The sequence below is a fragment of the Streptosporangium sp. NBC_01469 genome (assembly GCF_036227305.1).
Taxonomy (GTDB): Bacteria; Actinomycetota; Actinomycetes; order Streptosporangiales; family Streptosporangiaceae; genus Streptosporangium.
In genome coordinates this window covers 10,180,822-10,196,046 of the sequence record NZ_CP109465.1, presented here as the reverse complement: position 1 = coordinate 10,196,046, position 15,225 = coordinate 10,180,822, and the positions used below count along the sequence as shown (strand labels likewise).

General features: G+C 69.5%; 10 protein-coding genes and 2 pseudogenes. 7 read left to right on the top strand and 5 right to left on the bottom strand.

The features are described 5' to 3' along the window. Positions 1-32: 32 nt before the first annotated feature. Positions 33-949, top strand: a pseudogene (locus OG587_RS44435) (helix-turn-helix domain-containing protein). Here OG587_RS44435 and OG587_RS44430 read toward each other — a convergent pair. Next, entirely contained in the window at positions 933-1,349 is a 417-nt protein-coding gene (locus tag OG587_RS44430) for a MarR family winged helix-turn-helix transcriptional regulator (RefSeq protein ID WP_329084900.1), read from the bottom strand. The pseudogene OG587_RS44435 and the gene OG587_RS44430 overlap by 17 nt on opposite strands. Before the next feature lie 115 nt (positions 1,350-1,464). Here OG587_RS44430 and OG587_RS44425 point away from each other — a divergent pair, with 115 nt between their 5' ends. Next, complete coding sequence (locus OG587_RS44425; RefSeq protein WP_329084897.1) at positions 1,465-2,379, top strand: alpha/beta hydrolase; 915 nt, start codon at positions 1,465-1,467, stop codon at positions 2,377-2,379. A gap of 169 nt (positions 2,380-2,548) precedes the next feature. Here the strand turns inward: OG587_RS44425 and OG587_RS44420 are convergent. Further along, positions 2,549-2,752, bottom strand: a pseudogene (locus OG587_RS44420) (transposase family protein); the annotation flags it as partial. A 263-nt stretch (positions 2,753-3,015) separates the two neighbouring features. Here OG587_RS44420 and OG587_RS44415 point away from each other — a divergent pair. Then, positions 3,016-4,761, top strand: a complete 1,746-nt coding sequence (locus OG587_RS44415) for a hypothetical protein (protein WP_329084895.1) — start codon at positions 3,016-3,018, stop codon at positions 4,759-4,761. A 52-nt stretch (positions 4,762-4,813) separates the two neighbouring features. Here the strand turns inward: OG587_RS44415 and OG587_RS44410 are convergent, their stop codons facing one another. Together OG587_RS44410 and OG587_RS44405 are read right to left on the bottom strand one after the other, a co-directional pair. Continuing rightward, positions 4,814-5,965, bottom strand: coding sequence for an FAD-dependent oxidoreductase (locus OG587_RS44410; RefSeq protein ID WP_329084894.1), 1,152 nt, complete (start codon positions 5,963-5,965; stop codon positions 4,814-4,816). Positions 5,966-6,361: 396 nt separating this feature from the next. Continuing rightward, positions 6,362-6,739 (bottom strand): hypothetical protein, encoded by a 378-nt coding sequence (locus tag OG587_RS44405; protein WP_329084892.1) that lies wholly within the window; start codon positions 6,737-6,739, stop codon positions 6,362-6,364. A gap of 873 nt (positions 6,740-7,612) precedes the next feature. Between OG587_RS44405 and OG587_RS44400 the strand changes: the two genes are divergently transcribed. Beyond that, on the top strand, positions 7,613-10,459 hold the full coding sequence (locus OG587_RS44400) for a glycosyl hydrolase (RefSeq protein WP_329084890.1): 2,847 nt from the start codon (positions 7,613-7,615) through the stop codon (positions 10,457-10,459). A gap of 6 nt (positions 10,460-10,465) precedes the next feature. On the opposite strand, the gene OG587_RS44395 is transcribed toward OG587_RS44400, so the two are convergent. Beyond that, complete coding sequence (locus OG587_RS44395) at positions 10,466-11,440, bottom strand: SCO6745 family protein (RefSeq protein ID WP_329084889.1); 975 nt, start codon at positions 11,438-11,440, stop codon at positions 10,466-10,468. A gap of 260 nt (positions 11,441-11,700) precedes the next feature. On the opposite strand from OG587_RS44395, the gene OG587_RS44390 reads away from it, so the two are divergent. The 3 genes from OG587_RS44390 to OG587_RS44380 all read left to right on the top strand — a co-directional run bounded on the left by OG587_RS44390 (position 11,701) and on the right by OG587_RS44380 (position 14,817). Next, positions 11,701-12,765: a hypothetical protein gene (locus OG587_RS44390; RefSeq protein WP_329084888.1), complete on the top strand. Its 1,065-nt coding sequence runs from the start codon at positions 11,701-11,703 to the stop codon at positions 12,763-12,765. A gap of 247 nt (positions 12,766-13,012) precedes the next feature. After that, positions 13,013-13,969 carry a TIGR03885 family FMN-dependent LLM class oxidoreductase gene (locus tag OG587_RS44385; protein WP_329084887.1) on the top strand — a complete coding sequence of 319 codons (957 nt, stop codon included), beginning with the start codon at positions 13,013-13,015 and terminating at the stop codon, positions 13,967-13,969. 377 nt (positions 13,970-14,346) lie between these two features. After that, the gene (locus OG587_RS44380; protein WP_329084886.1) at positions 14,347-14,817 is read left to right on the top strand and encodes an ATP-binding protein; all 471 of its coding nucleotides are present in this window, start codon (positions 14,347-14,349) and stop codon (positions 14,815-14,817) included. Positions 14,818-15,225 lie beyond the last annotated feature (408 nt).

Here is a 15,225-nt window from a genome sequence, read left to right as displayed (position 1 = left end):
GGGTGACGTCCGATCCGACTGCTGGAGGTGCGGTGGCCGAGCCTGTCCGTGTGCGCAGACTGACTGACCAGGAGGGGCAGCGGCTGCAGCAGATCGTGCGCCGGGGCAGCACGAGTTCGGTGCGCTATCGGCGCGCGATGATGCTGTTGGCCTCGGCCGGCGGGAACCGGGTGCCGGTGATCGCCCAGCTGGTGCAGGCCGACGAGGACACCGTGCGCGATGTGATCGTTCAACGAGATCGGCCTGGCCTGTCTGGACCCTCGGTGGGCGGGAGGCCGTCCCCGCCTGCTCAGTCCTGACGACGAGGACTTCGTCGTCCAGACGGCCACCACCCGCCCCGCCAAGCTCGGCCAGCCCTTCACCCGCTGGTCGCTGCGCAAGCTCGTCGCCTACCTGCGGAAAGTCCACGGCCGGATCATTCGCATCGGCCGCGAGGCGTTACGCGGCCTGCTCGCCCGCCGCGGTGTCACCTTCCAGCGCACCAAGACCTGGAAGGAATCCCCCGACCCCGAGCGTGAGGCGAAGCTGGACCGGATCGAGGAGGTCTTTGACCGCTTCCCGGACCGGGTGTTCGCCTTCGACGAGTTCGGCCCGCTCGGGATCCGGCCCACCGCGGGCTCGGGCTGGGCCGAACGCAAGCATCCCGACCGGGTACCGGCCACCTACCACCGCACCCACGGAGTGCGCTACTTCCACGGCTGCTACTCCATCTGCGACGACCGCCTGTGGGGTGTCAACCGCCGCAAGAACCGTGCAGACCCGGGCCTTGCACGCCTACCTGCGTTGGCGCAACGCCAACGCCCGTCACCGCGACGTCCTGGCCGCCGAACGCAAGGAACGCGCTCGCATCCGAAGTGAGAAGGGCATTCGCTGGGGCGGACGCCAGCGGGCAAGGCATTCGCCGGGAAGACCAACCGCTCGTCGTCATGGCCTCATTCTGGCGACTTGAGCATCTCCAGAAGGATGCGCTGCAGATCGGTGCGGTCCTGCGGGGTAATCCTCGCCAGCCTGCGGTCGAACTCCGCCGCGAGCGCTGAGAGCGCGCGGTCCCGCGCCGCCTCGCCCTCGGCAGTCAGTATGAGCCGATGCCGCCGCAGGTCCTCGTCGTCGATCTCGCGCCGTATGAACCCCTTTGCGACGAGGTTGCGGACGTAGACCGTCACGCTCGCTTTAGGGATCATCAGCGCCGCCGCGAGTTCGGCAGGGTACGGCGACGCGGCCACCTCGGCCAGCACGAAGAACTCCTTCGTCTCCAGCCCAAGCTCGGCCAGTTCAGCGCTGCAGGCATCCATCACGACGCTCAGCAGACGCTGGTTCAGTGTCCACAGTTGCGCCCCGTCAACCGCCACGCAAGCCCCTCCATCGGTCCAGGTGGTACAGTTCTGAATTAGTTCCAAATTGTATCAGAGGGTGTTTCGTACTGGACAGCTGTGGAACAAACACCGACGCGAAAGGCGCCATCAGATGCTTCAGCACATCACGATCCCGCGCGGACCGATCGATCTCGCGGCCGACCTCTACCTGCCCGACAGCATCGACGATGCGGCGCCGCTGCGCGCCGTGGTGCTCTCCACGCCCGGCAGTAGCGTGAAGGAGCAGATCGGCGCGAACTACGCATCCCGTCTCGCCGCCCGCGGCGTCGCGGCGCTCGTGTTCGACCCCGCCCATCAAGGTCAGAGCGGCGGAAAGCCCCGCGACCTCGAAGACCCCTACCGCCGCGGTGAGGACATCTCCTACGCGATCGACGCGCTCAGCACGACCCCCGGCATCGACCCGGAGCGCATCGGCGTCCTCGGCATCTGCGCCGGCGGAGGCTACGCAGTGCACACCGCCCGCACGGACCATCGCATCAAGGCGGTCGGCACGGTCGTCCCAGGCAACATGGGCACGTCGTTCCGCAGCTTCCAGCCGGATGGCGCGGCGGCCGCACTCGACACCATGGCCGACGCGCGCATCGAAGAGACCCGCTCCGGCGAGCTGACCCGCGTGAACTGGCTGCCCGACACCTTGGAGGAAGCCACAGCAGTCGGGCTGACCGATATCGACACGACCCAGGCAATCACCTACTACCGCACCGAGCGGGGCAGGAACGAACACTCCACGAACCGCCGTCTCGCGCGCGGCGACTCGCTGCTGCTGGGCTACGACGCGTATCACCTGGTCGACCAGCTCATGACCCAGCCGCTGCAGGTCATCCTCGCCGGACGCATCGGCAACACCGGCTCCTACGAGTCCGGCATGCAGTTGTGGAAGCTGGCACCCAACCCGGTCGACCTCATGGTGATCGACGGCGCCGGCCACTACGAGATGTACGACGAGCCCGAGTACGTCGACGCCGCCGTCGACCGGCTCGTCAACTTTTACTTGAACAACCTGTAAATCATCCAACCCGGTGAACCTGTGCGGTCACAGCACTGGCCGCGATCCAGCTCCGTATGGTCCCGTTTCAGGTAGGCCGGCGATTTCGGTTGGTTCATATGGAACTGATCGAGACAGGCGGAATCCAAACTGTCAATGCCGTATATGCGGTACGGATCCTTGAGCTTTTTCATCCTGCCTCGCGCATTTGAAGCGTGAGGATGGCTTTGACCAGTTGGCCCGCACGAAGAGGGCAGCAGCGGAGTTTGCGCAGGACTCGCCAGGTCTTCAGCACGGCATTCGCGCGCTCGCCGGGGCCGCGGAGCTTGGCGTGGGCGGAGTTGGCCGTCTTCTGTGATTGGGGCTTGCCTCGGCCCTTGTACGGCACCAGTACGCGTGGACCTGCGCCAGAATTCCCAGATCGACCCTGGACGCCGCTTCATCGAACATGTCCGCCACCGTCTTTCGCCAGCCTCCTCCATTCTGCCGCCTCCAGTGGCGGAAGGGAGTGTTCGGTGATTCACGATCGCTGCTTTCGTGACGTCGCCATGCTGGCCGTGGGAGACGTGAGACGGTCAAAGGGGGGCCTCTGTATAGGAATATCCGGCGGTTGTGACGAGAACGGACCGTGCCATGACTGGAGCCGTACTGCGTAAGTTGCTTCTACGTCTGCGTGAGGCCGCGGAGAAGGGGGCCACCGCCGACGCCGATCTCCTGCTGTGGGACAAGGTCATCGCCCACCCAGACCGGCTCTCGCTGGGGCGGCAGCGCTGGATCGAAGCCTGTGACGACGCTGCCGCCGTGTTCGCCGCGCGGTACAGGCGGACCGGTCTGAGGGAGTTTCTCGAAAAGGCGATCGCGGTGTACGAGTTCGCCGCCGAAGGGGCCGATGCAACGGTCTGGCGGGACCCCGTGCTGTTGAGCGGTCTCGCTGGTCGGTTACGGGACCGGTACAGCGACTCGGGTCGGCTGGATGACCTTGAACGAGCTTTGGACCCGGCCGGCCAGGCCGTGTCTGAGACTCCTCAGGACGCCCCGAGGCTGGCAGCCAGGTTGAACGCCCTCGGAGGCATGCTTCGCCTCAAGTACAAGGCCGATGGAGGGCTACCTCATCTCCAGCGCGCCATCGCGAACTTCCGGCGGGCGATCGCCACTGCGGAAAGTGACCTGGAACGCGCCGCGTTCCACAGCAACCTGGCGGTGGCCCTATCGGAACGATACGAGCGAACAGGAGAGCCGGCGGATCTCGACAGCGCCATCGCCGAAATTGAGCAAGCGGTGCGCGAAACTCCGGCGGACAGTCCTGACAGAGTCACCTACCTCGGCAATCTTGGAGTTTTCCTGTCCGATCGATATGACCGGACCGGTGATCTCAGTGATCTGGACAGCGCCCTGGAGATGATCATGGAAGCCGTTGGTGAGGCGGATGCGGACGTGGCGGAGACGGCCAGGTTGCACTCCAACGCGGCGATTTTGTGGCTTGACCGGTATGAGCGGACGGGAAGTCCCCTCCAGCTCGACATGAGCATCAGGTCGGCTGTGGCGGCCGTCGAGTTGACGCCACCCGAAGCGGCGGAGCTGCCCGGTTACCTGAACAACCTTGGCAATGCCCGGCGCATGCGCTTCGAGCATCTGGCAGAGGTGAGCATTGACGCGATTGGGGACAGCGCGACCACGGACATCGAGGTCGGTGATCTCTTGGTCGCCGTCGAGGCGTATCAGCGGGCAATCGAGTTGACTCCGGTGGGCTCGCCGCACCTGCCGAAGTTTCTCACCAACCTGGGCAACAGCCTCATGGATCGGGGAAGCGTCATGGCTTCGGCCGAGGATCTCGATCGGGCCGTCGGCATTTTCGATCAGGCTGTCACCGCGACCCTCCCCGGATCTCCGGATCTCCCCAGCCGTCTCAACAACCTGGCCACCGGCCCGCGTTTCCGTCACTCCCGCACGGGTTTGGCCGCAGACCGGCGCCGGGCCGTCGAGACTTACCGCGACAGCTGCCGGTTGGGGCTGGAGTCAAGCGTCGAGACGGCACTCGCAGCGGCTCAGAACTGGGGCTTGTGGGCGACCGAACGGCGCTCGTGGGCCGAAGCCGTCGAAGCTTACGAACTCGCTCTGCAGGCGGCCCGTCAGCTCTACCGCCTGCAGCTGTCGCGCGTGTACAAGCAGACCTGGCTGGTGAGCTCCGACGGGCTGACGGCCGCCGCGGCCTTCGCCGACGTCATGGTCGGCGAGTTCGCCGCCGCCGTCGTCGCGCTCGAAGGGGGACGCGCCATGCTCATGGCCGACGCGCTTGACCGTGACCGGGCCGACCTCGCCGATCTTCACGCGCAGAGGCCGCTTCTCGCCGAGCGTTACATCCTCGCGGCCGAACGCGTCAGGTCCCTGGAACACCTGACGTGATCCGATGTGTTCTGGGTGATCCGCGTGAAGCCGTACCTGTGGTGGCATCGTTTCAGCCGATTCCGGTGAAGCGGCGCAGGGCGAAGCGGGGGTGGGGGGTGGTGTGGCCGAGGGCCAGGTCGGCGGTCATCTGGCCGATCAGGGGGGCGAACTTGGCGCCGTGGCCCGAGCAGGGGGAGGCGATGACGAAGGGGCCGACGCGGTCGAGGATGAAGTCGTCGTCGGGGGTGACGGTGTAGAGGCAGCTCGCCTCGGCCACCGGAACCGGGTCGAGACCGGGCAGCCACGTCCGGACGTGGGCGGTCACCGTGGCGCGGGAGGCCGGGTCGACGACGCCGTCCCTGGTGGAGGCGGTGGCGGGTTTACCCGCGTCGTGCTGGGCGACCTTCACCGCGGGCAGGGGGCCGCCGTCGCCGCCGGAGGGAAGCCCGTAGATCTGCGTGTCGCCGTCGTGGATGAAGATGGGCCAGCGGGCTTCCGGGTCGCGCGAGCGGAAGTGGAAGACCTGCTGCTGGGTCACCCGCAGCGGGGGCAGTCCCAACGGCACGCCCAGCGGTTCGGCGAGTTCCGGCAGCCAGGCGCCCGCGGCGACGACGACGGTGGCGGCGGTGACCTCCGGGCCCTCTGTGCCCTCGGGGCCCTCGGTGCGCAGCCGGACGCGCCCGCCGGGCAGGGACTCCGCGCCGGTGAAGCGTACGCCGGCGATCACCTGGGCGCCCAGCTCGGCCGCCCGGCCCACCGCGGCGGCCACCGTCGCGTCGGCGTCGACCGTACCCGCCTCCGGGTGGTGCAGCACCGGCCCGTCGAAGCGCATGAACGGCCACCGCTCGGTCGCGGCGCCGGGAGAGAGCAGTTCGTGCGGCACGCCCGCCTCCGCCAGCAGGCGGGCGATCCCCTCGGGGTCGCGCCCGGCGCCGAGGTCGAGGCCGCCGGTGACGCGGAGCAGCGCCGCCCCGGTGTCGTTCTCCAGCTCGCGCCAAAGCTCCCCGGCCAGGCCGGTGAGGCGCACGTACTCCGGGTCGGCGTAGGCCCGGCGGTAGATCCGTGAGGTGCCGTGCGAGCTGCCGCGCCGGTGGCCGATGTCGTACGCCTCGACGAGGGTGACGGCGTGACCGCGACGGGCGAGCTCCCACGCCGTGGCCGAGCCCATCAGCCCGGCGCCGATCACGGCGATCTCCGTCTCGATCCGGTCGGGGTTGTTCATCGGCGGCTGCTCCCTTCGAGGGGGAGGATTCACGGGCCGTTGCCCGGAATCCAGGAGGTGCCGGCCAAGGGCACCCTGTCCATGGCCGCCGACTCGATGGTAAGCGCCGCCGGATTCTCGGACTCCAGGTGGTCCGGCTCTCCACGGGGGCGATTCTGGACGGACGAGCGAAACGGCTCCGGCCGGGCCCTTCCGGGCCCGGCCGGAGCCGGCGCTTCCTCGCGGGGACGGTGATCAGGGGACGCTGATCGGGCGGAGGTGATCACAGGGAGCGCTGATCAGGGGACGTTGATCAGGTAGCGGTGATCACGGGGAAGGTGATCAGGGGAAGGTGATCACAGGGGACGCGGGCAGAGCGGGGTGATCACAGGGGACGGTGACCACCGGGGGTGGTGATCAGCTGACGTTGGCGCAGATCACGTAGACGCTGATGCCCACGTCGTTGTGGCCGGGCTGGCGGCCGAGACCGATCCAGCCGCTGCCGTCGTCGGTGGGGAAGGAACCCACCAGCACGGCCTCGTTGCCCTGCGCCTCGGCGCCGCCGCCGACGGCCTTCTTGCCGCCGGGGCAGCGGACCACGCGGCGCTGGAAGTTGGGCACGTTGGCGTTGGGCAGCTTGACGAGCTGGTAGCCGGTGAAGTCGGCGGACGCGGGAACGGCGGGGGCGGCGGGTACGGAGGCCGTGGCCGGAGCGGCGAGGGTCATCGCCGTCAGACCCGCGACGCCGATGGCGGCGGCGCTCAGCGCGGCGGTCGTGAGCTTCCTGCTTCGCATGTTGTCTCCTGGGGCAGGGGGTGCCTGGATGGTCACGCAAAGTAAATTAGTCATCACTCTCTGTGTCCAGCCTTGGTTTTGTCACCACCTCGACAGTTGCGCCCGTCCCGGCGATCGGGCATGTGCGGTCCTGGAGGGGGCACGGGTGTGGCGGTGCGTCCCGGAAGGGGGTCTCTCGCCCTGCGTGTGGTGACGGGTCCGGCGGGAAGCGCGTGCCAGGGGGTCTCTCGTCCGGACCCCATCTTTCGCGGGTGGTGAGCCCGATGGGAGCCGTGTTCCGGAGGGGGATTTCCTGTCCAGATCCCGCGTCCGCGCGGTGGTGTGTTCCGGAGGTCGTGCGCGCCGGAAGGTGGGTCTTCCGCTCGGGCCCGTCCCTCGCGCGGCGTTCCGCGCCTTCGGCGGCTCGGGCTCGCGCGCTCTTCGCGATGGCGGGCCGGAGGTGGGGCGGGCACCGCCAAGGGGCCGACCGGCGGTGAACGTCGATCAGCTAAGAGAGCGCTCTCAGATCAGGATAGGGCCACTTCTTGATCGTCGGCCAGAGGGGCGATGCGGGATGCGCGTGCACGAGGGGGCATCGCCAGATGGTGGAACGCCCTATTTTCTGCGCTTACGCCCTCTCGCCTGCACCTCTGTACTTTACCTATTCGTTACCAACGCGAAACATTGACTGCCGTGACGCAGCCCGTTACTTTTCGGTGAGAGAGCGCTCTCTCACATCGGTCCGCTTCAGAGCCCGATTCCTCTCCCCGGAGGCACCCCCCAATGGATCCCTCGATCCGGACCACGGGTCCGGACAGTGCGCACCCCCGTGAAGGACGACTCGCCCGGTCGGCGGCCCGTCTCAGGACTCGACGGCGAAGCCTCGCCGCCGGTGTGGTCGTCGCGATGGTGGCCGGGCTGCTCGGCCTCGGCGCCGCCCGCTCCGCCGAGGCCGCCGTGGTCGGCGCCGGCAGCTACGCCGACACCCTCCCGGCCGGCCGCTCGCTGCCGGCCGGCTGTGGCTCCATCTCCACCAACCCCCGCCAGTGGGTGACGGCCAACGCCCCCGCCGGGGCCGTGCCCACCAACGACTGGTGGTCGTCGCTCCTCTACAAGAGGACCGACTGCGCGTACAGCGAGCCGCTCCACGCCCACCCGATCTCGTACGACACCTTCGGCAACGGTCTCGGCTTCTCCTACAACACCACCCCCGCCATCAGCGGCACCGCGACCGGCGTCGGCGAGTTCCACTACCCGTACGTCGAGAACATCCGCGTCGGCGTCGCGGGCCTGAGCTCGCCGGACGTCAAGGTCGACGGCTGGAGCGACTGGACCGTCACCCCGTACTGGAGTGGCGCGGGCCGGACCATGAAGGCCACCATCGGCCACGGCCTGCCGTTCGCGTACTTCCAGGTCACCGGAGGCGACGCGCAGATCACCGCCGCGGGCACCCCCACGGTGTGGTCCAACAGCGGCGCCACCATCGGCTTCACCGCCGGCGGCCGTGACTACGTCGCCTACGCGCCGACCGGCGCGACCTGGTCGGTGAGCGGCACGACGATCAGCTCCGCCCTGGCGGGCAGGGGCTTCTTCTCGGTGGCGGCGCTCCCCGCGGGCGGCGACCGCGCGGCCCTGGCCACCACCTACGGCCAGTACGCGCACGCGCACGTCACCGGCACCCGGGTCTCGTACGCCTACAACCAGGCCGCGAGCTCGCTCACCACGACGTACGCCTTCACCACCACGGCCAGGCAGGGCGCCCAGACCGGCACGGTCATCGCGCTCTACCCGCACCAGTGGAACTACCTGACCGGTTCGACGCCGCTGGCGCAGACGTACGTGTCGGCGCGCGGCCAGATGAAGATCGTCACCGGTACGCAGTTCCAGACGACGATGAAGTACACCGGCGTGCTGCCCGAGATCCCCGCGGTGGGTGACAGCTCCGGCGCGGACCTCACCACGATCACCAACCAGCTCAACGCCGAGCTCGGCAACCCGATGGACATCCGGGGCGACGACACCTACTGGACCGGCAAGGGCCTGGGCCGGGCCACCCGCATCGCGGAGATCGCCGACCAGCTCAACCTGACGTCGGTGCGCACCGCCGCGCTGAACGCCATCCGCACCCGCCTCAACGACTGGTTCACCGCCACGCCGGGCAAGACCAGCCGGGTCTTCTACTACAACCCGAGCTGGGGAACCCTGCTCGGCTACCCGGCCTCCTACGGCTCCGACCTGGAGCTCAACGACCACCACTTCCACTACGGCTACTACATCGCCGCCGCCGCGACGCTGGCCAAGTTCGACCCCAACTGGGCGAGGACGAGCCAGTACGGCGGCATGGTGGACCTGCTGATCCGCGACGCCAACAACTACGACCGGAGCGACACCCGCTTCCCGTACCTGCGTGACTTCGACATCTACGCGGGCCACGACTGGGCGGCCGGGCACGGCTCGTTCGGCTCGGGCAACAACCAGGAGTCGTCGTCGGAGGGCATGAACTTCGCCAACGCCCTCATCCAGTGGGGCCAGGCCACCGGCAACACCGCCGTCCGTGACGCGGGCATCTTCATCTACACGACCCAGAACGCGGCGATCCAGGAGTACTGGTTCGACGTGCGCGACCAGAACTTCCCCGCGGCCTTCGGCCACAGCACGGTCGGCATGGTCTGGGGCAGCGGCGGCGCGTACGCCACCTGGTTCAGCGGCGAGCCGGAGATGATCCAGGGCATCAACATGCTCCCGATCACCGGCGGGCACTTCTACCTGGGCGACAACCCCGCCTACGTGAACACCAACTACGCCGAGCTGGTACGCAACAACGGCGGGCCACCCACGGTGTGGCGGGACATCCTGTGGGAGTTCCAGGCGCTGGGCAACGGTGACGCGGCCCTGGCGAACCTGCGCGCCGCCGGCGCCTACACCCCCGAGGAGGGGGAGAGCAGGGCGCACACCTTCCACTGGATCCGCAACCTGGCCGCCCTCGGCACGGTGGACGTCTCCATCACCGCCAACCACCCGCTGGCCAAGGTGTTCAACAAGAACGGAGCGCGCACCTACGTCGCGTCCAACATCACCGGCAGCCCGCTCACGGTGACCTTCTCCAACGGGACCGTGCTCAACGTCCCGGCGGGCAAGACGGCCACCTCCGGCGCCTTCACCTGGAGCGGTGGCAACGCGGGCGGCGGCACCACGAACCCCGACCCGACGCCCACCCCGACCCCCACGCCCACTCCGACCCCGACCCCGACTCCCACGCCGGATCCGGGTGGCTTCGCCGCGACGCGCTACCTGCAGAGCGGCGGAGGCCTGCCGGGCACGGCCGGCGCGGCGGGCAGCCTCGCGGTGACCGCCGCGAACGGCAACCACGACGGCGTCCCGACCAACGCCCGGGTCTTCACGGCGACCGGCCTCACCGCCACCCACAACGGAGGCGCCACCGCGTTCGACCTCTTCGTGGACGCGGGCACCTCGGTCGCCAACGGCACCCAGGTCCGGGTCTCCTACGACCTGACCGGCAACGGGAGCTGGGACAGGGTGGAGACCTACGGGTACTTCGCCACCGACCCGGCGACGGGCTGGGAGCACTACACGCAGGGAACCGGCCCGCAGTCCTCCTCCGGCACGCTCGGCAACCTGTCGAACGGCCAGGTGAGGGTCGAGGTCTGGAACGCCATCGGCAACGGTGCCGTCAACCTCGGCATCGGTAACCAGTCCGTCCTACGGCTGCCGTTCGGCTGATCCCTCTCAGCCGATCCGCGACGGGGCGGCCGGGAGCGTGAGCCCCCGGCCGTCCTCGTTTTCCGCGGGTGGCCACGACAGGCCGATCGGGTTCGAGGGCGGCATGACGCCCGACTCCAGGACGGCCATGGTCAGCGGGTGGAGCAGCAGGGCGAGCGCGGAGGTGCGCTCGTCTCCCAGGGCCCGCCAGGGAGTGGCCGCGGCCTCGTCGGTCAGCCGCTCGATCCGCCCGCGCTCCCGCGCGCCCTCGGCCGTCAGGACGCCGGAACCGTCGACCCACCCGCGCTCGCGCAGGGCGGCGGCACCGGCCTCCCACTCCTCGTCGTCCCAGCGCCGTGCCAGGCGCAGCTGGTCCGGGTCCGTCTCGCCCGCCGCGATCTTGAGCAGGTGGGACTGGGCGGGGGAGACGCCGTGGGCGACGAGGGCGGCCACGTGCCCGTCGCCCCGGTGCTCGCGCAGCGTGGTCGCGGCCTGCCAGAGCAGCAGGTGCGGCTCGTCGGGCGCGGGCAGCGCCTGGTTGGCCGCGCCGAGCACCCGGCCGGCGGTGTCGGCGAGCCCGGCCGCCTCCCAGGCGAGGTCCGCCGCCGCGCGCAGGTCGTCAGAGCCGATCACCTTGTCGGTGAGCAGGTTCCGCAGCGCCGCTCCCGCCCCGTCGAGCCGGGCGCGCAGCACATCGCCGGGGGTCGCGAACGTCCACGCGTCGGGCAGCGCCCTGGCGACCCTGGCCGGGGGGAAACCGTGGAAGGCCGCCGTGACGACGCCGGGGCCGACCGGCCCGAGCGGCGCAGCCCTGGCCGCGAAGTAGCCCATCCAGAAGCCGCGCATGCCGACCGCGTCGGCCGCCGCCCGAGCCTCGGGGGCGAAATAGGTGACGGCGTGCAGGGGCTCCAGCAACTGCCACATGACACGCGGAACGTTCGGTTCGGGCTCCGGCACGGTCTCACACCCCGTCTCGTGGATCCTGGCGGATCGGCTGTGCAATGTTCATACGGTACTCGGCGAAACGACCGGACGATCTCTCGATGAGAGAGCTGTCATCTGGTCCGAACCCTGACCTGATCAGGGAAGACGAAGTCATCTCACCCGTCAGGTTGGGTCTTTTCAAGGGAGGGCGGGCGGGTTATCAAGAGCTCAGGACGAACTGTGATTCCAGACATTTCCACATGCTGGTGCCACGGTCGCGTCCGATCGCCCCACCCCCCGAGTCGATGGAGTACGGCATGCGGCAGTTACGAAGAGTCATGTTCCAAATCCTGTGTGTCATCGCGATGCTCGCCGCGAGCGTCACCGCGGTGGCCACGGGCGCGCAGGCCTCCGTTCCCAATCGGTGGGGCTTCGCCGTGGTCAACGTGACCTCGGGTATCCCCGACCCCAACCACCAGGCGGGCAGCTGGGGGGCGGGCTTCAACGTCAGCGTCACTCCCGGCGGGGTCGGGCAGACGTTCGTGAGGTTCCCGCAGATCGCGATCACCGGCGGCGTGGTCCACGTCACGGCGATCTCCGATACCGCCTACTGGTGCCAGGCGCAGAACTGGGGGCCCTCGGGCACCGACCTGGTCGTGGCGGTGCAGTGCTACCGGTACGGAGGGGCTCCGGTCTTCACCCCGTACAGCATCGTCTTCGAGCAGAGCACCGGCCTGCTGCCCGCGCCGCAGGCGTTCGGCTACGTGCACTACAACGGCGCCGCCATCGCCACCCAGTTCAACTCGGCCGGGGCGGTGAACACGGTCGGCGGGGGCGCGGGCGTCTGGACGGTCACCCTGCCCGGCCTGGGTTCCTCGGGTTTCGCGGGCAACCTCCAGGTCACCGCGGTCAACCCCAGCCAGCCCGCCCGCTGCAAGGTCGGCGCCTGGGCTCCGGGGGTGGGCGCGCAGGCGGTCCAGGTGCGCTGCCACAACGCGACGAACGTGCCGCTCAACACCGGATGGACCCTCACCTACCAGCGTGAGCGCGCCATCACCGGCGCGGCGATCCCGCCGAAGAACTTCGCCTACACCTTCGACAACACCCCGGCCAACCCCGGCCCGTACGCGCCGGTGCCCCCGCCCGTGAACTACAACTCCCAGGGATTCGTGAACACGATCCAGGGCTCCGGGCTCGGCCAGCGCCTGGTGACCTTCCCGAGGGTCGGGATCCTGCAGGACCAGGTCCAGGTCACCGCGTACGGAACCGGCCCCGAGTTCTGCAACCTGCAGACCATCTGGAACACCAGCGGCGGCAACGCGTTCGTCCGCAACGTGGTCTGCTACAACGCCGCCACCCGTGTCGACCGGCCTTCGCTGGTCACCTACACCTCGGCCTTCTGAGGTCCGGGCGCGGTACCGTCCGGGACGCCGGGCGGTACCGCGCCGCTCGTCCGTATGGGCGGGGCCTGAGCCGGTGGCGCCCTCACCCGCGCTCCTCGTCCGCGTGGGCGGCGGCTCCGCGCGGCCCCGGGAGGTGGCGCCTCCGCCCGCATCCCCCGCCCGCGCGGACCGGCTCCCCGGTCGCCCGTACGGCCCGATCGGGCGCGCGCGTCCGAATGGACGTCCTCCTTCCGGGTAGCCGGAGACGATGGCGACTTATGGCTTCCATTCCTCACACGAGCAGATCCATCCGGCAGAGCTACTGAAAGCGGTCACACGGGCCGAGCAGGCGGGGTTCGGGGCGGCGATGTCGTCGGACCACTTCTCCCCGTGGAGCGAACGGCAGGGGCAGTCGGGGTTCGCCTGGTCCTGGCTGGGCGCGGCGCTCCAGGCCACGAACCTGCCGTTCGGCGTGGTCAACGCCCCCGGCCAGCGCTACCACCCCGCGATCATCGCCCAGGCGATCGGCACCCTCGGGGCGATGTTCCCCGGGCGCTTCTGGGCCGCCCTCGGCACGGGTGAGGCGAGCAACGAGCACATCACCGGCGACCACTGGCCGCGCAAGGAGCTTCGCAAGCAGCGGCTGCGGGAGTGCGTCGACATCATCCGGGCGATGCTGGCGGGGGAGGAGGTCAGCCACGACGGCCTGGTGACCGTCGACCGCGCCCGGCTGTGGACCCGCCCGGACGTCCCCCCGAAGCTGGTCGGCGCGGCGGTGAGCGTCGAGACGGCCCGCTGGTGCGCGGAGTGGGCCGACGGGCTGATCACCGTGGGAGGGCCGGTCGACCGGCTGCGCGAGGTCATCGGCGCCTACCGGGACGCCGGAGGTAAGGGCAAGGTGGCGCTCCAGGTCCACCTCAGCTGGGCCGAGAGTGACGACGAGGCCATGGCCATCGCCCACGACCAGTGGCGGAGCAATACCTTCTCCCCGCCGGTCAGCTGGGATCTTGAGACCGCCGAGCTCTTCGACGTGGTCTCCGCGGACGTCTCGCCGGAGAAGGTCGCCGAGGTCGTCAACGTCTCCTCCGACCTGGGCTGGCACGCCGCCAGGATCAACGAGTACGCGGACCTGGGGTTCGAGGAGATCTACCTGCACCACGTGGGCCAGGAGCAGGACGCCTACATCGACGCCTTCGGTGCGAAGGTCCTTCCCCAGCTGGGCTGACGCCCTCGCGCGGCCGGAGGGACGACGCGGGCGGGTTCGCGGAGGGGGACGGACCGGCAGGTTCGCGGACGGGCAGGTTTGCGGACGGGCAGGTTTGCGGACGGGCGGGTTCGTGGACGGAGGGGAGCCCGCCCGGGAGGGAGCGGTGGGGTTCCCGGTGGAGGTGGACGGCTGGTGCTCCCGTCCGCTGAGTGTCAGGAGCCTCCCGAGTGTCACGAACATCACGAATGTCGGGAATCTTCTGAGTGTCGTGCGATGAAGTGAATCTCCCTAATTTTTGCGATATGTGGTGGAAACAATTAGGGAGGAATCAATTCCCAGATGTGAGTGAATGTTCTACATTTGTCATGGGAGCGCTCCCACTCGAAGGAGGCGCAGTGTCTCTCCAGCACAACTCATCCGCGGCGTCCCTCGACGTCGCCCACGAGTACGTAGGCGAGTGCCTGCTGTCCGCCGCCCCCACGAGTGTGCGCGACGCCCGCTCGCTGGTCCGCCGGGAGCTCTCCCTGTGGGGTGCGGACGATCTCATAGACGACTGCGTGCTGATCGTCAGCGAGCTGGTCACCAACGCCGTCAGGTACGGCGGTGCCGCGTGCGCGCTGCGGATCCGGGGCGGCGGGAACCTCGTCCGGGGCGAGCTCTTCGACCCCGGGGCGGGAACTCCTCGCCTGTGTGCCCGCGACATGGACGCCACCGGCGGCCGGGGCCTCCAGATCGTCGACTCCCTCGCCGATGACTGGGGTGTCGCCCATCCTCCCTCCGGAGGAAAGATCGTCTGGTTCGTCCTCGGACTCCCCGCCCCCACTCGCCCCCGTCCCGCCGTCGCCCCGGTCCTGCAACTCAAGTAGGCACCGCGCGCCGGGAGCCGCCCGACCGTCCGGCGGGCGTGAGAGTTCCACCGGCCGGGATCGCACTGCCGTCCGGCGGGCCGGAGAGATCCACCGGCAGGGATCCACCGACCGGGATCGCGCGACCGGGATCCACCGACCGTCCGGCAGGCCGAGAGACCCACCAGCCGGGATCGCGGCCGTCCGGCGGGACCGAAAGGCTCGCAGGGCATGATCGCGCGGATGTCCGGCGGGACCGAGAGAGGCACGCGAGCCGGAAGGCCCGGAGCGGTCGCGTTCGCCGGGAGCGGGTTTCCCACCCCGCCCCCTGCCCTGGCCCCTGCCCTGGCCCTGCCCCTGGCCCCGGCCCTGCCCCCTGCCCCCGGCTCCCAGCCATCGACCCTCGATGCCCCAATGCCCCATGCCTCG